This is a genomic window from Frigoribacterium sp. PvP032, assembly GCF_017833035.1.
Classification (GTDB): Bacteria; Actinomycetota; Actinomycetes; order Actinomycetales; family Microbacteriaceae; genus Frigoribacterium.
Genome location: NZ_JAFIBM010000001.1, coordinates 139,000 through 158,481 on the forward strand (window position 1 = coordinate 139,000; position 19,482 = coordinate 158,481).

Consider the following 19,482-nt stretch of genomic DNA (forward strand, 5'->3'; position numbering starts at 1 on the left):
GCCCGGATCGGCCTGCGTGCCTAGGCCGTGGCGATGCCGGGGGTGGTGCGCGGCGGACGCTTCCGCGAGGGCGCCTCCTCGGGCTCCGAGCCCACTCCGCCGTCGACCGCCTCCGCGTCCACGGGGGCCTTGGTCGGCATCGGGATCGCGGGTCGGTCGGACACGGGACGCTTGTCGCTCGAGAGCCACTGCGGGCGCTCTGGCAGCTTCTTGACGTCCTTGAAGATCACCGCGAGCTCGTCGTGGTCGAGCGTCTCCTTCTCGAGGAGCTCGGCGGCGAGGTGGTCGAGGATGTCGCGGTTGTCGTTGATGACGGCCCAGGCCTCGTCGTGCGCCTGCTCGAGCAGCACGCGCACCTCGGCGTCGACCGTCTCGGCGATCGTCTCGGAGTAGTCGCGCTGGCCCATGTCACGGCCCATGAACTGCTCGCCCGAGCCCTGGCCGAGCTTGACGGAGCCGACCTTGTTGCTCATGCCGAACTCGGTCACCATCTTGCGGGCGGTGCCGGTGGCCTTCTCGATGTCGTTCGAGGCGCCGGTGGTGGGGTCGTGGAACACGAGCTCTTCTGCGACCCGGCCGCCCATGGCGTAGGCCAGCTGGTCGAGCAGCTCGTTGCGCGTGACGGAGTACTTGTCCTCGAGGGGCAGCACCATCGTGTAGCCGAGCGCACGGCCGCGCGGCAGGATCGTGATCTTCGTCACGGGGTCCGTGTGGCGCATCGCCGCCGCCGCCAGGGCGTGGCCGCCCTCGTGGTACGCCGTGATGAGCTTCTCGTGGTCGTTCATGATGCGGCTGCGGCGCTGGGGGCCGGCCATCACGCGGTCGACCGCCTCGTCGAGGGCACGGTTGTCGATCAGCTGCGCGTTCGAGCGGGCCGTGAGCAGCGCAGCCTCGTTGAGCACGTTCGCGAGGTCGGCACCGGTGAAGCCGGGCGTCTTGCGGGCCAGCACCTCGAGGTTGACCGATGCGGCGAGGGGCTTGCCCTTGCCGTGCACCTCGAGGATCTGACGACGGCCGTCGAGGCCGGGGGCGTCGACGCCGATCTGACGGTCGAAGCGTCCCGGACGCAGCAGCGCGGGGTCGAGCACGTCGGGACGGTTGGTCGCGGCGATCAGGATGACGTTCGTCTTGACGTCGAAGCCGTCCATCTCGACGAGCAGCTGGTTCAGGGTCTGCTCGCGCTCGTCGTTGCCGCCGCCGACGCCGGCGCCACGGTGGCGGCCGACGGCGTCGATCTCGTCGACGAAGATGATCGCCGGGGAGTTCTGCTTGGCCTGCTCGAAGAGGTCACGGACGCGGCTGGCGCCGACGCCGACGAACATCTCGACGAAGTCGGAGCCCGAGATGGAGAAGAAGGGCACGCCTGCCTCGCCGGCGACGGCGCGGGCGAGCAGGGTCTTGCCGGTGCCGGGAGGGCCGTAGAGCAGCACGCCCTTGGGGATGCGGGCGCCCACGGCCTGGAACTTCGCGGGCTCCTTGAGGAACTCCTTGATCTCCTCGAGCTCCTCGATGGCCTCGTCCGCGCCGGCGACGTCGGTGAACATCACCTGCGGCGTCTCCTTCGAGGCGAGCTTCGCCTTGGACTTGCCGAACTGCATGACCTTGCTGCCGCCTCCCTGCATGGACGACAGGAGGAACCAGAAGATGACACCGATGATGAGGAACGGCAGGAGGACGCTCAGCAGCGAGACGAACCAGCTGGTCTGCGTGACGGTGTCGTCGAAGTCCTTGAGGTCCGCGTCGTTGATCGCGGTGACGACCTCGTCGCCGCGGGGAGTCGAGTAGTAGAACTGCTGCTGCGCGTCGCCGTCCTTGAGGACGAGGTCGACCCGCTGCTCGTTGCTGAAGATCGTGGCCGACGAGACCTTGTCGTCGTTCAGGGCCTTGAGCCCCTCCTGCGTCGACACCTGGGTCGTGCCGGAGGCGCTGATGACGCTCCAGCCGATGCCGATGCCGATCACCGCGATCACGATGTAGATGATCGGTCCGCGGAACAGTTTCTTGAAGTCCATGTCAGTACGGGCGACGCCCGACACCTTTCTGCAGGAAGAACGTGAGCGAAAGGCTACAACGGGCCGCCTAGGGGCCCGATGGGTGTTCGCTCATAGCGGGCTGCCCGCACCCGTACTGGGGTGGTGGACGGGCGTCAGCTGTAGACGTGGGGCGCGAGAACGCCGACGCCGCGCAGGTTGCGGTATCGCTCGGCAAAGTCGAGGCCGTAGCCGACGACGAACTCGTTGGGGATCTCGAAGCCGACGTACTTGACGTCGACGTGCACCTTGGCGGCCTCGGGCTTGCGCAGCAGCGCGAAGATCTCGACGGAGGCGGCGCCGCGGCTCTTGAGGTTCTCGAGCAGCCACGAGAGCGTGAGGCCCGAGTCGATGATGTCCTCGACGATGATGACGTCGCGGCCGTGCAGGTCGGTGTCCAGGTCCTTCAGGATGCGGACCACGCCCGACGACTTGGTGCCCGAGCCGTACGACGAGACGGCCATCCAGTCCATCTGCGCGTTCAGCTTGAGCTCGCGCGCGAAGTCGGCCATGACCATGACGGCGCCCTTGAGCACGCCCACGAGCAGCGGCTCGCGCCCGGCGTAGTCGACCTCGACCGCACGGGCGACCTCGGCGATCACGGCCTGGATCTGCTCCTCGGTGTACAGGACGCTGGTCAGGTCGCTCTCGATGTCGCTGAGTTCCATGGTCGGGCGTTCTCCAGTCGTGAGGGGGAGGGAGTGAGCAGGTGCGTCGAGCAGGGCCGAGGGGCCGACCTCAGGAGGCGGCGGTCGCGGCGAAGTGCAGCGCGCCTCCGGTGCGGACAACTGTAACGCCCGGCAGGGAAACTGCTCCCTGGCCGTGCCAGTCGGTGACGAGCCGGGCGACCTCGAGGGTCTGTGCGCGGCTCAGGGTCAGCGCGAACTCGCTCTCGACGGCGAGGCGGATCAGCCGCTGCCGGAGCGCCGCGGGGTTCGCCGCCAGCGACCGGACGTCGAGCGAGATGCCGGCCTCGGCGTGGTCGGCCACCTCCTCCGCCTGCTCCTCGGCGAAGTGGTCGAGCGCCTCCGAGTCCTCGCGCAGCTGCGCCGCGGTGCGCACGAGCGCCTCGGCGACCCCCGGCCCCAGCTCGCGCTCGAGCACGGGCAGCACGGTCGTGCGGACCCGCACCCTGGCGAACGCGGGGTCGTCGTTGTGCGGGTCGTCCCACGGCTGCAGGCCGAGATCCGCGCAGGAGGCGCGGGTCGCCTCCCGCCGGATCGCCAGCAGCGGCCGCCGCCACCGCCCCGACACGGCGTCCATGCCCTGCAGGCTCGTGGGTCCGCTGCCGCGGGCCAGGCCGAGCAGCACCGTCTCCGCCTGGTCGTCGAGGGTGTGGCCGAGCAGCACGGCGACCGCGCCCGTCTCGGCGGCGACCGTGGCGAGCGCGGCGTACCGGGCGTCGCGGGCCGCGGCCTCGGGCCCGCCCCCGGCGCCGACGTCGACCCGCCGGACCACCACGGGCGCGAGCCCCAGCGCCGTGGCCCTGGCGGCCGCCTCCTCGGCGACCTCGGCAGAACGCGGCTGCAGGCCGTGGTCGACGACGACAGCACCGGCCGTGAGCCCGGCGCGAGGGGCCTCGAAGGCGGTCGCCGCGGCGAGCGCGAGCGAGTCGGCGCCCCCGCTCAGCGCGACGAGCACGAGGTCGCCCGGCGCGAGGTCGTCGAGGGAGGCGCGGACGGCACGTCGGACGTCGGCCACGGCAGGGGTCAGGCGCGGTCTCTCGGGCATCTTGTAACGTTACCGGCAGCCGCCGACCGGCCTGGTCGGCGTGCCCCCGAGACTGAACCAGGAGCACCCATGGCCGCGTACGACGCCGTGATCGAGATCCCCAAGGGAAGCCGCAACAAGTACGAGGTCGACCACGAGACGGGTCGCGTCTACCTCGACCGCGTGCTCTTCACCGGCTTCGTCTACCCGACCGACTACGGGTTCTTCGAGAACACGCTCGGCCTCGACGGCGACCCCGTCGACGTGCTCGTGCTGCTCGACTACCCGCTGTTCCCGGGGGTGGGCGTCAAGGTCCGTCCCGTCGGCGTCTTCAACATGACCGACGACGGCGGCAGCGACGCCAAGGTCATCGCGGTCCCCGCGAAGGACCCGCGCTGGGAGCACATCCAGGACGTCACCGACGTGCCCGAGTTCCTCCGCAAGGAGATCGAGCACTTCTTCGAGCACTACAAGGACCTCGAGCCCGGCAAGTGGGTCAAGACCGAGGGCTGGGGCGACGCCGCCGAGGCCGAGGCCATCGTCGAGGCCGGCATCGTGAAGCTGGCGGCCGAGGGCCACTGACCTTCGCCTCCTGCACCCGACGAAGGGCCCGACGCACGAGCGTCGGGCCCTTCGTCGTCCCCCGTCGGGCTAGAGGCGGATGCCGCGGGCCGACATGAACGGCACGGGGTCGGCCGCGACGCCGCCCTGACGCGTCTCGAAGTGCAGGTGGCAGCCGGTCGAGTTGCCGGTCGAGCCGACGGTGCCGATCCTCTGGCCGACCTCGACGCGCTGGCCGACCGAGACCTTGATGCCGCCGTTGACCTGGTGGCCGTAGCCGGTGGTGATGCCCCCGCCGTGGTCCACCTGGACGAAGTTGCCGTAGCCGCCCATCCAGCCGGCGTAGGTGACCGTGCCCGCCGTCGCGGCGAAGATCGGCGTGCCGCAGGCCGCGGCGAGGTCGGTGCCGGCGTGCAGCACGTAGGCGTGGGTCACCGGGTTGACGCGCATGCCGAAGCCGCTGACGACGTTGCCGCCGGAGGGGCGGGTCCAGCCCGAGCTGGAGATCACGCCCGCCGGGGTGCCGTTGGTCGGGCTGCCGTACTTGGCCGCCTCGGCTGCCGCGGCGGCCTCGGCTGCCTTGCGCGCCTCCTCGCCGGCCTGGAACTCGGCCTCGGTGGTCTGCAGGTCCTGCTGCAGGATCGCGAGCTGCGCCTCCAGCCGGGTCTTGTTGTCCTCCTGCTCGGCGAGCGCGTCGGCGGCGGCCTGTGCTGCCTCGTTCGCCGCGGCGAGGGCGACACGGGCCTCGTCGGCCAGCTCCTCGAGGGCGGCGGCGGCGACCGCGGCCTGGTCGCTGAGCGACTGGGCGGTGTTGCGGTCCTGCGTGGCCTGGGAGTAGATGCCGTCGGCCTGCTCGGTGAGCTTGCTCATCGCGCCCAGCTTGTAGAGCAGCTGGCCCGCGTCGCCCGGGTCGGCGATGAGGCTGCTGCTGATGCCGTCGTTGCCGCCGGACCGTCCGAGCTGGGCGGCGAGCTGGCCGGCCCGCTCCTCGCTGGCGGCGGCGACCTTCGCGGCGTCGTCGGCCTGGGCCTGCAGCTGCGCGGTGCGGAACTGCGCGTCGTCGTAGGCGGTCTGCGCCGCCTGGAGTGCGTCGCCCTTCTGGCGGGCGTCCTCGTTCTTCGCGTCGAGATCGGCGTCGAGCTGGGTGAGCAGGGCCTGGAGCGTGTCGATCTCGCCCTGCTTCGCGGCCGTGTCGCCGCGGGCGGCCTGCACGTCGGCCCACGACGGGTAGTCCGCCGCGTGGGCGGCCTGCGGCGACGCGACGCCTGCACCGGCGAGCAGGGCGACGGCCGCGAGGGCGGCGGCGACGCGCGCGCCGTGCGTGCCGCGGTGGACGGCGAGGGCCGAGGAGGCGCGGTGGCGGAGGGTGCGGCTGGAGGTCATCGAGGTTCCGATTTCGTCGTGCACGAGGTCGAGCTCGCCCGGGAGGCCCGAGCCGTCCGATCGGCCCGTCGATCTCACGACCGACGAACTGTGGAGTACAGGTCGAAGGTAGACGGCCCCGTGCCGACCCGCCAGCAGGTCGTGCCCGGCGGCGAGTCGTGTCGTGCGGCGGTCGTCGCCGGGCCGGCGGAGACCGTTTTGCGCGATGCACCTCGGATCTGTATGCTTGCTCCTCGGTTGCCTGTGGTTCCTCGCGGATCACTCGGCCCCATCGTTTAGTGGCCTAGGACACCGCCCTTTCACGGCGGCAGCACGGGTTCGAATCCCGTTGGGGTCACGGTACGACCGAGAAGCGCTGGTTTCTCCTTCGGACCAGGTCCGGGTAGCATCACCGGGTAGCATCAACACCAGGCAGTTCCACGGCATCACCAGCATCACTAGTTTGGCCCTGTAGCGCAGTTGGTTAGCGCGCCGCCCTGTCACGGCGGAGGTCGCCGGTTCAAGTCCGGTCAGGGTCGCCAAGGCGAGTCACTCGTCTGGAGGGCACGTCCCTCAGAGAGACCAGCTCACGAGCTGGAATCCACGGCTGGGTAGCTCAGTTGGTAGAGCGTTCGACTGAAAATCGAAAGGTCCGCGGATCGACGCCGCGTCCAGCCACATCATGAAGCCCTCGGCGAAGCCGGGGGCTTCTTGCGTGATGCCGAGCGCGACCCGTCGACGTCGACACCGTCGCAGCCAGCCGTCGTGACCCCCGGGGCGATACGCTCGAGACCGATGCTCGACAGCACGCACTCCTCCGCCGCACCGACTGACACTCGAGAGGTCCACGGATCGATGCCGCGTCCGGCCACGCAGTTCTCCACGACGGAGGGCCCCGCACAGGAGGGGCCCGTGTCGTTCGAGGGCACGGCCTCGCTCGACGGCACGGCGTCGGCAGGGGCCGCGTGAGCATCGGCCACGACCCGGCCGTCGTCCCCTCGCGCAGCCGCTGGCTCGACCCGCTGCTCGCCGGCGTCGCAGCGCTGGTGGTCGGCTTCGCCGCCGCCTGGGTCCCGTCCTACTGGAGCGACGAGGCCACGACGCTCCAGGCCGCACGCCTCCCCCTGCCTGCCCTGCTCGCGTTCCTCGACCAGCGCGACCTCGTGCACGGCGCCTACTACGTCTTCATGCACTTCTGGACGGGCCTGCTCGGCGAGAGCACGCTCGTCACCCGACTGCCGAGCGCGGTCGCGGTCGGCGTCGTCGCGGCCGGCGTCCTCGTCCTCACGCGCATGCTCACCGACCGCCGCACGGCACTGCTCGCGGCGGGCATCTCGGCGGTGCTGCCCCGCCTCACGCTCGAGGCGACCGAGGCCCGCCCCTACGCGCTGACCGCCGCCGTGGCCGTCTGGCTGACCGTGCTGGTGCTCGTCGCCTCTCGTCGGCACCAGAGGAGGTGGTGGGTCGGCTACGGGGCCGCCCTCGCCGGCGCGATCGTCACCTTCGTCCCGATCGGGCTGATCGTCGTCGTGCACGGGGTGTTCCTCGTGCTGGCGCCGGCCCAGCGCCGGCGTCGGGGAGCCCGCCACCGCCTCCTCGGCTGGTCGATCTCGACCGGCTCGGCCCTGCTCGCCTCGGCGCCGGTGATCGGCACGGTGCTGTCGGAGCGCACCAGGCTGCTGACGACCGACGACCCGTCGACGGGCTCCGACATCACCTGGTACAGCGTGCTCGTCGAGCCGTGGTTCGCGACGTCCGTGGCGTGGGCCGCGATCGCGGTCGTGCTGCTGATCCTGCTCGGCACCCGCCTCCGCGACCGCTCGCGCACCCCCGGCAGCGTCGTGCTCCTCGGCGCGCTCTGGGCGGCGCTGCCGGCGGGCCTCCTGCTCGTCCTCGGGGTGGTGCTCTCGCCCGTGTACCAGGCCCGGATCGTGACGTGGTCGTCGCCCGGCATGGCCCTGCTGCTCGCGGTCGCGATCACGGGGTTCCGGCGTCGGCGCATCAGCATCGCGCTGATCGCCCTGCTCGTCGTCGCCTCCGCCCCGACCTGGGTGGCACAGCGGCTGCCTGCGGCCAAGGGCGGCGGTGCCGACCTCGCACAGCTCTCGTCGTACATCGAGAGCCAGGCGCGGCCCGGCGACGCGTTCCTGCTCGACGCCACCGGGACGGTCTCGACGAGGCCGCGCCAGGCCCTGTACGCCTACCCCGAGCGGTTCGACGAGCTCGACGACCTCGCCTTCGTCCGCAGCGGCATCCCCGACGGGCTCTTCACCGACGACACGCTCGACCTCGAGGACGCGGACGACGCCGTCGACCTCCGCCAGCGCCTCGACGGCGTCGACCGCCTCTGGATCGCCCGGCTGCAGACCGACGCGCTCGACGACGCCGACCGGCGCACGCTCGGCGGGCTCGGCTTCACGAACGCCCAGGAGCACCGCACGGCACGCAGCGTCGTCTACCTCTTCGTCACGCCGACCGGCCGCGGCTGAGGCTCGGCCGCGGCTGAGGCACCGTCGCCGGCGACCGCGGTCAGCCGTGGCCCAGTCCCGGCTCAGCCGTGGCGCAGGTCGCGCAGCACCGCGCCGAGCGTCGAGACGAGCTCGTCGACCTCGTCCTCGGTGATCACGATGGGCGGCGCGAGACGGATGGTCGAGCCGTGGGTGTCCTTGGCGAGCACGCCGCGGCGCATCAGCTCCTCGCAGACCTCGCGGCCCGTGCCGACCGCCGGGTCGATGTCGATCCCCATCCACAGGCCTGCCCCGCGGACGGTCACGACGCCCGAGCCGACGAGCGCCTCGAGGCCGTCGCGGAGGCGTGCTCCGAGTCGGCTCGCCCGCTCCTGCCACTCTCCGGTCGCGAGCATCCGCACCACGGCGAGGCCGACCGCGGCGGCCAGCGGGTTGCCGCCGAAGGTCGAGCCGTGCTCGCCCGGCCGCAGCACCCCGAGCACGTCCCGGTCGCCGACCACCGCGCTGACGGGGACGATGCCGCCGCCGAGGGCCTTGCCCAGCAGGTACAGGTCGGGCACCACGTCGACGAGGTCGCAGCTGACGGTGGCGCCGGTGCGGCCGAGGCCCGACTGGATCTCGTCCGCGATGAACAGGACGTTCCGCTCGCGGGTGATCCGGCGCACCTCCGGCAGGTAGGAGGCGGGCGGCACGACCACGCCCGCCTCGCCCTGGATCGGCTCGATCAGCACGGCGACGGTGTCGTCGTCGATCGCGGCCTCGAGGGCGGCGGAGTCGCCGTAGGGCACCGTGACGAATCCGGGGGTGTACGGACCGAAGTCGGCCCGCGCCTCCTCGTCGTCAGAGAAGCTGATGATCGTGGTCGTGCGTCCGTGGAAGTTGCCGGCCGCGACGACGATCTTCGCAGCGCCGGGCCGGACGCCCTTGACGCGGTAGCCCCAGGCGCGGGCGACCTTGATGCCCGACTCGACGGCCTCGGCACCCGTGTTCATCGGGAGGACCATCTGCTTGCCCAGCAGAGCCGCGAGCTCGGCGGCGAACGGGCCGAGCTGGTCGTTGTGGAACGCCCGGCTCGTGAGGGTGACGCGGTCGAGCTGCTCCCTGGCTGCCGCGACGAGCGCCGGGTGGCCGTGGCCGAAGTTCACCGCGGAGTAGGCCGCGAGGCAGTCGAGGTACCGGCGACCGTCGACGTCGGTGACCCAGGCGCCCTCGGCCGTCGACACGACGACGGGCAGCGGGTGGTAGTTGTGCGCCAGCGAGGCATCCTCGACGGCGATCGCCGCGGTGGTCGCGCTCGAGGTCGCGGCGGTGGTCGCGCTCGTGGTCGCGTTCATGATCGAGGAGGTGCGGGTCGTCTCGGTCGTCATCGTCGCAGCTCCAGGGTGCAGCACTTCACGCCGCCCCCGCCGAGCAGCAGCTCGGACAGGTCGACGCCGATCGGGTTGTAGCCGAGCTCGCGCAGCTGGCGCTCGAAGCCGGTGGCGGCCGCGGCGATCACGACGTTGTAGCCGTCGCTGTAGGAGTTGAGCCCGAGGATCGAGGCGTCGTCCTGGCCCACGAGCACGGCGTCCGGGAACCGCTCGCGCAGCACGGCGAGCGACGGCTCGTCGAAGGCGCTCTCGAGGTAGGCGATGTTGTGCACGCCGTCGACGGGCTCGGGGTCGAGCACGGCGATCGCCGTGTCGAGGTGGTAGAAGCTCGGGTCGACCAGGGTGAGGCCGACGACCTCACGGCCGAAGACCCTGGCGACCTCGGCGTGCGAGTCGGACGCGCTGCGGAAGCCGGTGCCTGCCAGGACGACGTCGCCGACGAGGAGGAAGTCGCCCTCGCCCTCGTTGACCTCCTCGGGCACGACCACCTCGAAGCCTGCGGCGGCGAACCAGTCCATGTAGGCGGGACCCTCCGGCTGGCGCTCGGGGTAGGTGAAGCTCGCGCCGTAGGCCTTGCCGTCGAGCACGAAGCCGCCGTTGGCCGAGTAGACCATGTCGGGCAGGCCGGGCAGGGGGTCGATCAGCTGGACGTCGAAGCCGAGCCCGAGGTAGGTCTCGTAGAGTGTCTGCCACTGTGCGACGGCGCGCGAGGTGTCGGTCGGCACCTGCGGGTCCATCCACGGGTTGATGCGGTAGCTGACCGTGAAGTGCTCGGGTCGGCACATCAGCACGGTGCGGTGCGACGCATGTCTGGTCGGCGGCTGCGGGGCCTCGGGAGAGGGCTGGACGGTCTCGGCGGCGATGCTCACGCTGACCAGTGTCACACCCACGATGCGCACATTGGATGCCCGCTACGCAACTATCATGCGTTTTATCTCTGTCTCACGCAATAAAATAGCGTAGAATGCCCGATGTGGACAACCTCGACTACGGCATCATCGATCTGCTCCGGCAGAACGCCCGCGCGGGCTACGGCGACATCGGGTCGTCGGTGGGCCTCAGCGCATCGGCCGTCAAGCGCCGTGTCGACCGCCTGGTGGCGGACGGCGTCATCAGGGGCTTCACCGTCCAGGTCGACCCTGCCGTCGAGGGGCTCGGCACCGAGGCGTTCGTCGAGCTGTTCTGCCGGGGCACCGTCTCGCCCGCCGAGCTGCAGCGCATCCTCAGCACCGTGCCCGAGGTCGTCGACGCCGGCACCGTCACGGGCAGCGCCGACGCGATCGTGCACATGCGCAGCCGTGACATCCCGTCGCTCGAGGAGGCGCTCGAGCGAGTGCGCAACGCCCCGAACGTCGACCACACCCGCAGCGCCATCGTGCTGTCCAAGCTGATCAGCCGCCGCACCGCCTGAGGCTGTGCGATGCCCGCCGCCAGCCGCCCGCCGCTGCGCCCGCCGCCTCCGCCCGCCGCCTCCGCCTCCGCCTCCGCCTCCGCAAATGCCGACCGCACCGCCCCCAACAGCGTGAGATCCGGGTACTGAGGGCGCTGAGCGGGCTCGCCGGTCGGCATTTGCCGAGCCAGGCGGGCGCTGGCGGCAAAGCGAGAGAGATCCGTGGCCGCGAGGCCGATCTGCAGGGCAGGCCGCGCTCGACGGGGCGGATCACTCTCAAATTACGGGGGTGGTGGTCGCGGGCAGGGGGACGGGTCGCCAAGGCACCGTCCAGGACCGCAGGCTGCTCAGATCGGCAGCCGGGCAGGCCGGAGCCCCGGACCCCCGGCCCGGCCCGGCCGGGCCCGGGACGCTCAGATCTTGAGGTCGCGCAGCTCGGGGTCGACGAGGCCTGACCGGTGGGCCGTGACGGACACGCTCTGCTCTCGCACGAACGTCAGCAGCTCGACCCGCCCCTCGTCGGTGACGTCCCCGCCGTGCACCACGACGTCGACGCTGCCGCCGACCGCACGCGCGAGGGCCCTGGGGTCGCCGCCGATCAGCCTGACGTGCAGATCGCGGTACGCGGCGACCGCCGCCTCGTCGGGCTCGGGCACGTCGCCCTCGCCGTCGCCCTCCGGCTCTGCTGCGGGGTCGCTCGACCCCGTCGCGCGCGCGAGCAGGCTGAGGTCGTCCAGCTCGTGGCCGGCCTCGCGGACCTGGAGCAGACCGGCGGAGGCGCGGGCCAGGAAGGCCTGGTCGCTCTCGACGATAACGGCGCCGACGCGCATCGGCGACGCCGGCGAGTGCAGCAGCCGGACGAGCGACGCCGGGACGGGCACCGCCGAGCTGACGGTGATCGGGGCACGGACGCGGGCGGCGGCCACGAGGAGGCGCACGAGCTCGGAGAGGTCGGCGTCGGACGAGAGACGGAGCAGGACGGGCCGCGGCCGGTAGCGCAGCACGTTCCGCTCGACCCCGAGTTCGGAGGCGTCGTGCGCCACGCCGACGTGGGCCTGCCAGGCGCGCTCGTCGCTGACCGCCCCTGACCGGACACGGTCGAACTGCTCGAACGACAGCGACGACCGGGCCGCCTCGATCACGGGGACGACCTCGTCGGGGACGCCGGTGAGGCGCAACGACGGATGGGGCTCGCGCGACGGTCGCCACCACGAGCCCTGCGCGAGCAGCTCGTCGGGACCGCCCGGCGCGACGGCGGGGCCGACGACGGAGCTGCCCCACGAGGCCGACGGCCGGCGACGCACGACCATCGGCGAGGTGGGCCGGCCGACCACGAGCGTGCCTGCCCGGACCCGACGCAGCCACGTGTCGACCTCGTCGACGTCGAGGCTGTGCAGGGCGGCAGAGCCGCCGGCGCTGAGCCGCTCCTGCTGGTCGATCGCGGTGTCGAGGTCGTCCACCTCGACCAGGGAGAGCACGGGCGCCGCGGCGGCGGCCGTGCGGGCGGCGGACTCGGGCGTGACGCCCGTCTTGACGCCGGGAGACCAGAGCCCGCCGTCGTCGTCGAGCTGCCGGGGCTCGACGAGCCAGCTCTCGCCGGGCGCCAGGATCGTGAGGGCCTCGAGCACTGCGCCCTCGGCCGGGTCGATGAGCGGGCCGACCTGCGTCGTCGCGTCGTCGGGCCAGCCGGCCCGCAGGCTCGTCACCGCGTCGACGAGCTGGCGGCGGAAGCGCTCGGCATGCGCCGCCGAGCCGACGAGCACGGCCGTCCGCGAGGCGGACGGGGCCTGGCCGGCGAAGCGGAAGGCACCGGCGACGAGGTCGGCGGCCGCGAGGTCGGCGTCCGCACTCGGGGTCACGACCGCGACGGCGGCCACGGGCACCTCGGCGACGAGGTCGAGGTCCGGTCGCCACGAGCGGAGCTGCCGCGCCTGCTCGAGCGAGCCGGTCAGGCGCACCCGATCGACGGCCGGGTGCCCCATGAGCCGGCGGCCGGCCTCGGAGTCGAGCTCGAGGTCGGCGAGGACGAGCAGCGCGCGCGGCACCCCCGCGCCCCAGAGGACCTCAGCCAGGACGGCCGCGGTGCGGCGCGACTCCCGCGCCGGGCAGAGGAGGACAGCGCTTCCCGCGGCGAGCGCGGCGAGGACGGGCTCCGCCGCCGAGACGAGGGGCGTGCGCCACGAGGACACGACGACCGTCAGCCGAGGAGGCGCGTGCCGGGCCCCGACGACGCTCGCCTCGCCGCGGGCGAGACCGGCGTGGTGCCGCGCCGAGTCGACCGCGGCGCTGACCTCGGGGTCGGCCCCGTCGAGCACCGAGCCGGTCTCGCTGACGAGCACCTCGACCAGCGCGGCGCGCTGACGCGCGATGCCGTCGGCCGCGAGCTCGAGCAGCTCGGCCCGCGTCGCGGGCGCTTCCCGGCCCCAGGCGGCGCCGGCCTGGGCCGCATCGGTGACGAGCTCGTCCACCAGGGCCGCGCCGTCGGCGCCGTCGACCTGGGCAGCCTCGATCGTGTCGAGCCCGGCGTCCGAGCGGCGCGAGGCGGCGAGCACGCGCCGGGCCCACGCCCGGTTGCCCTCGAGCCCGGGGTCCGTGTCGGGCTCGTTGCGGAACGACGACGAACCGTCGAGGTCGAGGTCGGCGACGGCGAGGTGGGGGCGCGAGCGGTCCTGGCGACGGGCGGGCGGCGGCACGTCGTCGTCGTCGGCCTCCTCCGCCGCGGCGACCGCCTCGCGGTACCGGACGGCCTCTCGGTCGAACACGGGACCCTGCGGCGCGAGGTCGGCGGTCGCGGCGAGGGAGGACCCCGGAGCCGCGACCTCGGCGAGACGCCGGACGACGTGGTCGGCGGCGGCCTCGAGGTCGCCGTGCTGCACGACCGGAGCGCGGACGACCAGGTCGCCGACCTCGGCCCTGACCGCCCGGAGGAGCCCGCGCGACGTGCCGAGGGGCATCTCGATCGTGAGGTGCTGGGTCACCTCGCGCCGCTTGGCCAGCGTCCAGGCGTGGGCCACGACGAAGGGGTCGTCGGTCACGAGTCCGAGGTGGGCGAACTCGGCCGACACGGGGCGCAGGGCGTGGTCGAGCACCCGGAGGAGCGCGGCGTCGGCCTCGGCCCTCGAGGTGTGGGTCGCGACGGGCCAGTCGTGCAGCGCGGCGTCGACGGCCTCGAGCGCGACGCCGCCCACGGTCAGCCGGACGCGGATGGGCGCACCGCCGCGGGCGACGCGCCCGCGCGCCCAGTCGGTCAGCAGCTGCAGGGACGCCAGGGCGTCGGGCACGTGGGCCTGGATCTCGATGCCGGCCTCGAGGTCGGCGAGCTGTGGCTGGTCGAGCAGCCGGGTGAAGACGTCGATGGCGAGGTCGAGGTGCCGGTGCTCGTCGACCTCGAGGTCGACGGTCTTGGGCGGGTCGGAGGCGAGCGCCAGCTCGTAGAGGGGCGTGAGCGCCTCGACCGCCGCGGACGCGCGCTCGTCGGCGCCCCAGGCCGCGCCCGTCCCGACCACGGAGGCGACGGGTACGGAGACGTGCTGCACGTCGTCCCGCTCGAGCAGGGTCCGTGTCGCGTCGACCCTGCGGCGGGCGGCCGCCTCGCCGAGCACCGGCTCGCCGAGCAGGACGAGGTCGAGGCGGGCGCCGTCGGCCGCGGCCGCGAGGACCGGCCCGAGCTTGTCGGGGGCCGCCTCGACGACGAGGTGCTGCACGAGGCGACGGAGCGCCTTCCGAGCGACGGGCACGACGGTGCGCGGCGCCAGCGGGCCGAAGCCGCCGCCCGCGGCGACCGCGGCCTTGAGCTGCCAGGGCAGCGAGGCGGGCATGTCGCGGCTCAGGCGATCGAGCTGTCGCGCGGCCACCGCGGGGTCGTCGGGACGGACCACGCGATCGGCGAAGGCCACTGCGAAGGCGAGCCCGTCGGGGTCGCGGAGCAGCGCCGAGAAGCGCTCGGCCGCCGCGTCGGCGGGGACCGAGGACGCGACGATGAGCCACCGTCGCACCGTGTCGACGACCTGGGAGGTGAGATCGGCGGCGCGCACATCGGACATGGGTCGAGGATAGGCCGGACCCCCGTCCCTACACTGGGCGAATGGCCGAGCGACTCTCCGACGACGAGTGGGCCGTCTGGGACGCCTTCTACTCGATGCGCCGGCGGCTCGACCGTGCCCTCGAGCTGAGGCTGCACGACGACTCCGGCGTCTCGGCGCCCGAGTACGAGATCCTCGTGGGCCTCGGCCGCAGCGACGACCGCCGGCTCCGGGTGCGCGACATCGCCGAGCAGATCGGCTGGGAGAAGAGCAGGGTCAGCCACCAGGTCACCCGCATGGAGAAGCGCGGCCTCGTGCGCCGCACCGACTGCGCGTCCGACGCCAGGGGCACCTGGGTCGAGCTCACGGCCGACGGCCGCCGGTCGATGCTCTCGGCGACCCGGGGTCACACCGCCGCGATCCGGCGCTACTTCGTCGAGGCGCTGCACGACGACGCCGCGACGCTGGAGTCGTTCTCCCGACGCGTGCTCGAGGCCATCGGCGACGACGCGTCGCCCGATCAGCACGCCTCGCCCGACCACGCCGGGTCGCGGGACGACCCCGGCGTGGTGGCCCGCGCCTCCTAGGCCCGACGTCGCGCCCCGGGCGCAGGTCAGTGCCGGCGGTGGTCCTGGATGGTCATGCGCGGGCCGAACCTCGGCTTCGCGAACCCGCTGGCCGAGATGAGCCGCACGACCCGCTCGCGGTGGCCCCGCCACGGCTCGAGCAGCTCGAGCATGCCGTCGTCGTCGACGGGCCTGCCGATCAGCGCCCACCCCACGAGGGCAGGGAGGTGGTAGTCGCCGACGCTCGGCGAGTCGGCGTCGCCGAGGGCCCGCTGGGTCGTCTCGGCTGACGTCCAGACGCCCACGCCCGGGATCGAGCGCAGCCGGGCCTCGGCCTCCTGACCGCCCCGGCCCAGGTCGACCACGCGCTCCAACGAGGAGGCGACGGCGCAGACCCGCATGACGGTCGCGGACCGCTGCGGCCCGACCCCCGCACGGTGCCACTCCCAGCTCGGCACCCGACGCCACGTCTCGGCCGAGGGCGGCACGACCATGCCCTCGGGAGCCGGCCCCGGCGCAGGGTCGCCGTGCGCCCGCACGAGCTGGCGCCAGGCACGCCACGCCTCGGCGCTCGTCACCTTCTGCTCGAGCACCGCGGGCACGAGGACCTGCACCACCTGGCGGCCCCTGGTGAGCCGGAGGCCGGGCGACCGCCGTCTGGCCTCGCGGAGGAACGCGTTCCCCGAGACGTCGAGGCCGCTCCAGTCGTCGCCGTGGCCGAGCAGCTCGGGGACGCCCTCGATCAGCCACTCGGCACCGGGGCCCCACGCCGACGCACGCACCTCGGAGCGGCCGCCGGCGAGGCAGAGGGTGCCGGGGCCGTGGGGCGTCCGCACCGCGCGCCAGACGCGCTCGCCCTCCACGCGCCAGGCAGGGTCGCCCGCTCCCCTCGCGAGCGTGCGCAGGGTCGCCCGGACGTCGACGGGCTCGGCCGGACGGTAGACCGTCTCGACCGGTCGGAACAGGGCGGCGTCGACGGACGCCTCGGGGACCAGGACCACCGGGTGATGCTAACCCGCACCTCCGTCGTCCCTGGCGCTCTCGCGCCCACGTGTGATATTTTGCGTACTTCACATCGGAGGAACATGCCTGTGCCGACCTACGCCACCCGCCACCCGCGACGCCTGCTGCGGGACCTGACGTTCGAGACGATCCGCGACGCCATCGTCGACGGCACCCTGACCCCTGGCGAGCGGCTCTTCGAGGACGACCTCGCCGCGTGGCTCGGCGTCTCCAAGACGCCCGTGAAGGAGGCGCTGGCCCGGCTCTCAGCACAGGACCTGGTGCAGATAGAGGCCAACCGGTACACCCGGGTCGCGACCGCGGACGACCTCGACCTGCTCGACACGCTCGAGCTGATCGGCGTCCTGCACGGCGAGGCGGTCCGGTCGCTGCCGCAGGGCGCCGCAGACGGTGCCGCCCGGCGTGCGGACCGGGTGCTGGCCGTCCTCGACGCCGGCCCGACCTGCCTCGACCTCGTCGAGGCCAGCGGGGCGTTCCTCGAGCTGGCCCGCAACCCGCTCGTGCGGCGGGCCGCCGAGCCCCTCGACATCCGGGCCGCGTTCCTCTGCCGCCACCTCGCCGTCGACTGGTCTCGCCCCTCCGTCGCGGGCCACCTCGCCGACCTGCGCCGGTCGCTCGGCAGCCGCGACTGGCCGGGCACCGCCGACGCCCTCCAGCGCGTCTTCCGTCGATCGTCGCTGCACGACGCGATCATCACGCTCCCGACGACGACGCTCGTCGACGACTCGGCCCACGCCCGCCCCCGCACCGCGGCGGTGGACCGATGACCGCCACCCTGACCACGACGAGCCGTCCACCGGCGAGCGCCGGCCCCGGCGACCGTCCTCTCGCGATGCCGCCACACGCGATGCCGCCGCACGCGACGTCGACGTCGACGTCTCGACGGCACAGCGGGGACGCTCACCCGCCACGCCCGCGCGAGGCCCCGGCGCGGCGCGGCGCGGCCCGGCGCGCCAAGCGCGTCGCCGACGTGGGAGCTGCCCTCGTCTGCCTGGTGCTCCTCCTCCCCCTGCTCCTCGTCACGGCACTCGCGATCCGCCTCGACAGCGGCGGCCCCGTCCTCTTCCGACAGCAGCGCGCGGGTCTCGACGGGCTCGAGTTCTCGATGCTGAAGTTCCGCTCGATGCGTGCCGACCGGCACGAGCTCCCCGAGGGGCCACACGACGGGGCCGGCCCCCTGTTCAAGCTGCACGCCGACCCGCGCGTCACCAGGGTCGGCCGCGTCATCCGCAGGTACTCGATCGACGAGCTGCCCCAGCTCGTCAACGTGCTGCGCGGCGAGATGAGCCTGGTCGGCCCGCGCCCGGCCCTGCCGTGCGAGGTCGCGGTCTACGACGACCGGGCTCGTGAGCGGCTCCTCGTGCTGCCCGGCCTCACGGGCCCGTGGCAGGTCGGCGGCCGGTCGGATCTCGACTGGGACTCGAGCCTGGCCCTCGACCTCGGCTACGTGCACCAGTGGACGGCGACGACCGACCCCGTCCTGGTGCTCAAGACCGTCGGCGCCGTGCTGCGGCCGGTCGGCGCCTACTGAGTCGGCGCGGCACGGCTCGGCACGACAGGTCGACCCGGGCCGGGACGCCCCGCTCGAGCCGTCGCCACCACCCGACTCGTCAACCGCGAGACGGCGTCGCCCCACGCGCAGGCGTCCCGCTCGGCCAGGGCCGCCCCCGCCGACGCCGCGAAGTCGTCCCACACCGTCAGCTCGACGACACAGCGCCGTGACCGCAGGCCGTGGGCCAGACGCAGCTCGGCCACGTCGAGGGCCGACGCGACGACGTCGCCGGGCGACCTCGCCGCGAGCCCGCCGACGGCCAGGCCGAGACAGCACAGCAGCGCGACGGTGACGGGCCGGCCGGAGGCGCGCCGCACCACGGGCCGGACCGCACCCAGCGCCGAGACGGTGGCCTCGAGGCAACGAGGCCCGAGCCCCGGCAGGACCCCCTCGGCCGCGGCCCTGTGCAGCGACGAGACCGCCGACGCGCTCTCCGCCAACCACGAGCCGTCGGGGTCTCGGACCCTCGTGAAGCGGTTCGCCGAGAGCTCGACGAGACCCGTGCAGCGCAGCCTGTCGAGGGCACTGCGGATCGGCGTGCGGGAGACGCCCAGCCAGGCCACGAGCTCGTCGTCGTGGAGACGCTCGCCGGGCTCGAGGGTGCCGTCGAGCACCGCGTCGCGGAGCACGCGGAACGCGTCCTCGCTGAGCAGCCGCCGCTCGTCGACGACGGGTGCGAGGACGGGGGCGGGGCCCGGCGCGGGCTCGTTCATCGGCGCCACCACGAGGGCCGCGGCACCTCGAGGGCGGGGCGCGCCCTCGCAGTCCGTCGGGCGAGGCGGTCGAGGGCGGACCTCAGGAGGAGCGGATCGGCGGCGACCACCGCCGCGTCGACCTCGGCGAGGCACTCCGTCAGCGGGCCGACGTCGAGGCCCCGCCCGAGGGCCGCAGCCTGGTGGCGCAGCCGTGCGCCGAGGTCGCCGAGGAGCTGCCCCGTGACCTCGGACGGCCCGGAGCCCTCGAGCTGCGCCACGCAGGCGAACGCGGCGTCGACCACGGCGCGGGACTCGCGTGCTCCCGGCCTGGGCGATGCTCGGAACGCCTCGACCGCGACGGCGCAGCGCTCGAGCGCCAGCCGGCCGTCGCCCGCCGCCGTCGGCGCGAGGAGCCCGTGCCCGGCGCGGGGCAGGTCGCGCCAGAGCCCGCAGAGCGCCACGACGAGATCGGGGACCACCGACGGGCGCAGCCTGGCCACGCGCGTCCAGCGCTGCGGGGCGGCCTCCACCAGGCCGATCTGCTCGAGGCGGACGAGCGCCGTGCGGATGGGCGTGCGCGACACGCCCAGCCAGGTCTCGAGGTCGACGTCACGCAGGCGGGCGCCGGCCGGCAGGTCTCCCGAGACGATCGCGGCGAGCAGCCGGTCGTGGACCTCGTCCTTGTGCAGGCGACGGGCGATGACCCGTCGTCGTTCATCCGGTACGGGCACGG

16 protein-coding genes and 3 tRNA genes are annotated in these 19,482 nt (G+C 73.5%); 9 read left to right on the plus strand and 10 right to left on the minus strand.

Annotated features, from left to right (window positions below; genetic code table 11):
- Positions 1-20 precede the first annotated feature (20 nt).
- From ftsH to tilS, 3 genes are all read right to left on the minus strand, one after another.
- On the minus strand, positions 21-2,012 hold the full coding sequence (ftsH, locus tag JOE35_RS00645) for an ATP-dependent zinc metalloprotease FtsH (protein WP_123547462.1): 1,992 nt from the start codon (positions 2,010-2,012) through the stop codon (positions 21-23).
- 134 nt (positions 2,013-2,146) lie between these two features.
- On the minus strand, positions 2,147-2,698 hold the full coding sequence (gene hpt / locus JOE35_RS00650; RefSeq protein ID WP_209559379.1) for a hypoxanthine phosphoribosyltransferase: 552 nt from the start codon (positions 2,696-2,698) through the stop codon (positions 2,147-2,149).
- A 70-nt stretch (positions 2,699-2,768) separates the two neighbouring features.
- Positions 2,769-3,761, minus strand: coding sequence for a tRNA lysidine(34) synthetase TilS (tilS, locus tag JOE35_RS00655; RefSeq protein WP_209559380.1), 993 nt, complete (start codon positions 3,759-3,761; stop codon positions 2,769-2,771).
- A gap of 69 nt (positions 3,762-3,830) precedes the next feature.
- On the opposite strand from tilS, the gene ppa reads away from it, so the two are divergent.
- On the plus strand, positions 3,831-4,322 hold the full coding sequence (gene ppa, locus JOE35_RS00660) for an inorganic diphosphatase (RefSeq protein WP_056057947.1): 492 nt from the start codon (positions 3,831-3,833) through the stop codon (positions 4,320-4,322).
- A gap of 69 nt (positions 4,323-4,391) precedes the next feature.
- Here ppa and JOE35_RS00665 read toward each other — a convergent pair whose 3' ends face one another.
- Complete coding sequence (locus tag JOE35_RS00665; RefSeq protein ID WP_209559381.1) at positions 4,392-5,684, minus strand: peptidoglycan DD-metalloendopeptidase family protein; 1,293 nt, start codon at positions 5,682-5,684, stop codon at positions 4,392-4,394.
- 264 nt (positions 5,685-5,948) lie between these two features.
- On the opposite strand from JOE35_RS00665, the gene JOE35_RS00670 reads away from it, so the two are divergent.
- From JOE35_RS00670 to JOE35_RS00685, 4 genes are all read left to right on the plus strand, one after another.
- Positions 5,949-6,021, plus strand: a tRNA-Glu gene (locus tag JOE35_RS00670).
- 107 nt (positions 6,022-6,128) lie between these two features.
- Positions 6,129-6,205: transfer RNA gene (locus tag JOE35_RS00675), tRNA-Asp, on the plus strand.
- A 63-nt stretch (positions 6,206-6,268) separates the two neighbouring features.
- A tRNA-Phe gene (locus JOE35_RS00680) sits at positions 6,269-6,341 on the plus strand.
- A gap of 287 nt (positions 6,342-6,628) precedes the next feature.
- A complete protein-coding gene (locus JOE35_RS00685) occupies positions 6,629-8,152 on the plus strand; it encodes a glycosyltransferase family 39 protein (RefSeq protein WP_209559382.1) in 1,524 nt (507 codons plus the stop codon).
- Positions 8,153-8,214: 62 nt separating this feature from the next.
- Here JOE35_RS00685 and rocD read toward each other — a convergent pair whose 3' ends face one another.
- Together rocD and ddaH are read right to left on the minus strand one after the other, a co-directional pair.
- Complete coding sequence (rocD, locus tag JOE35_RS00690) at positions 8,215-9,465, minus strand: ornithine--oxo-acid transaminase (RefSeq protein ID WP_209561782.1); 1,251 nt, start codon at positions 9,463-9,465, stop codon at positions 8,215-8,217.
- A gap of 29 nt (positions 9,466-9,494) precedes the next feature.
- The gene (ddaH, locus tag JOE35_RS00695; protein ID WP_374099716.1) at positions 9,495-10,364 is read right to left on the minus strand and encodes a dimethylargininase; all 870 of its coding nucleotides are present in this window, start codon (positions 10,362-10,364) and stop codon (positions 9,495-9,497) included.
- A 110-nt stretch (positions 10,365-10,474) separates the two neighbouring features.
- On the opposite strand from ddaH, the gene JOE35_RS00700 reads away from it, so the two are divergent.
- A complete protein-coding gene (locus JOE35_RS00700) occupies positions 10,475-10,912 on the plus strand; it encodes an Lrp/AsnC family transcriptional regulator (protein ID WP_166760401.1) in 438 nt (145 codons plus the stop codon).
- 392 nt (positions 10,913-11,304) lie between these two features.
- On the opposite strand, the gene JOE35_RS00705 is transcribed toward JOE35_RS00700, so the two are convergent.
- Positions 11,305-14,934, minus strand: coding sequence for a proline dehydrogenase family protein (locus JOE35_RS00705; protein ID WP_209559383.1), 3,630 nt, complete (start codon positions 14,932-14,934; stop codon positions 11,305-11,307).
- Positions 14,935-14,975: 41 nt separating this feature from the next.
- Here JOE35_RS00705 and JOE35_RS00710 point away from each other — a divergent pair, with 41 nt between their 5' ends.
- Positions 14,976-15,500: a MarR family winged helix-turn-helix transcriptional regulator gene (locus JOE35_RS00710; protein ID WP_209559384.1), complete on the plus strand. Its 525-nt coding sequence runs from the start codon at positions 14,976-14,978 to the stop codon at positions 15,498-15,500.
- 26 nt (positions 15,501-15,526) lie between these two features.
- Here the strand turns inward: JOE35_RS00710 and JOE35_RS00715 are convergent, their stop codons facing one another.
- Positions 15,527-16,480: a DNA-3-methyladenine glycosylase 2 family protein gene (locus tag JOE35_RS00715; protein WP_307802874.1), complete on the minus strand. Its 954-nt coding sequence runs from the start codon at positions 16,478-16,480 to the stop codon at positions 15,527-15,529.
- A gap of 90 nt (positions 16,481-16,570) precedes the next feature.
- On the opposite strand from JOE35_RS00715, the gene JOE35_RS00720 reads away from it, so the two are divergent.
- Both JOE35_RS00720 and JOE35_RS00725 read left to right on the plus strand, forming a co-directional pair.
- Positions 16,571-17,269, plus strand: a complete 699-nt coding sequence (locus JOE35_RS00720) for a GntR family transcriptional regulator (protein ID WP_374099687.1) — start codon at positions 16,571-16,573, stop codon at positions 17,267-17,269.
- A gap of 80 nt (positions 17,270-17,349) precedes the next feature.
- Positions 17,350-18,033, plus strand: a complete 684-nt coding sequence (locus JOE35_RS00725) for a sugar transferase (RefSeq protein WP_209561785.1) — start codon at positions 17,350-17,352, stop codon at positions 18,031-18,033.
- Here JOE35_RS00725 and JOE35_RS00730 read toward each other — a convergent pair.
- Both JOE35_RS00730 and JOE35_RS00735 read right to left on the minus strand, forming a co-directional pair.
- A complete protein-coding gene (locus JOE35_RS00730) occupies positions 18,027-18,767 on the minus strand; it encodes a GntR family transcriptional regulator (protein ID WP_209559386.1) in 741 nt (246 codons plus the stop codon). The genes JOE35_RS00725 and JOE35_RS00730 overlap by 7 nt on opposite strands.
- A complete protein-coding gene (locus JOE35_RS00735) occupies positions 18,764-19,480 on the minus strand; it encodes a GntR family transcriptional regulator (RefSeq protein ID WP_307802875.1) in 717 nt (238 codons plus the stop codon). Before JOE35_RS00735 ends, JOE35_RS00730 begins: the two co-directional genes overlap by 4 nt.
- Positions 19,481-19,482 lie beyond the last annotated feature (2 nt).

Coding starts and splice junctions, on each gene's coding strand:
- JOE35_RS00705 (WP_209559383.1), bottom strand. CDS start 14,934: ATGTCCGATGTGCGCGCCGCCGATCTCACCTCCCAGGTCGTCGACACG.
- hpt (WP_209559379.1), bottom strand. CDS start 2,698: ATGGAACTCAGCGACATCGAGAGCGACCTGACCAGCGTCCTGTACACC.
- JOE35_RS00665 (WP_209559381.1), bottom strand. CDS start 5,684: ATGACCTCCAGCCGCACCCTCCGCCACCGCGCCTCCTCGGCCCTCGCC.
- JOE35_RS00725 (WP_209561785.1), top strand. CDS start 17,350: ATGCCGCCGCACGCGACGTCGACGTCGACGTCTCGACGGCACAGCGGG.
- ftsH (WP_123547462.1), bottom strand. CDS start 2,012: ATGGACTTCAAGAAACTGTTCCGCGGACCGATCATCTACATCGTGATC.
- ppa (WP_056057947.1), top strand. CDS start 3,831: ATGGCCGCGTACGACGCCGTGATCGAGATCCCCAAGGGAAGCCGCAAC.
- JOE35_RS00710 (WP_209559384.1), top strand. CDS start 14,976: ATGGCCGAGCGACTCTCCGACGACGAGTGGGCCGTCTGGGACGCCTTC.
- JOE35_RS00730 (WP_209559386.1), bottom strand. CDS start 18,767: ATGAACGAGCCCGCGCCGGGCCCCGCCCCCGTCCTCGCACCCGTCGTC.
- rocD (WP_209561782.1), bottom strand. CDS start 9,465: ATGAACGCGACCACGAGCGCGACCACCGCCGCGACCTCGAGCGCGACC.
- tilS (WP_209559380.1), bottom strand. CDS start 3,761: ATGCCCGAGAGACCGCGCCTGACCCCTGCCGTGGCCGACGTCCGACGT.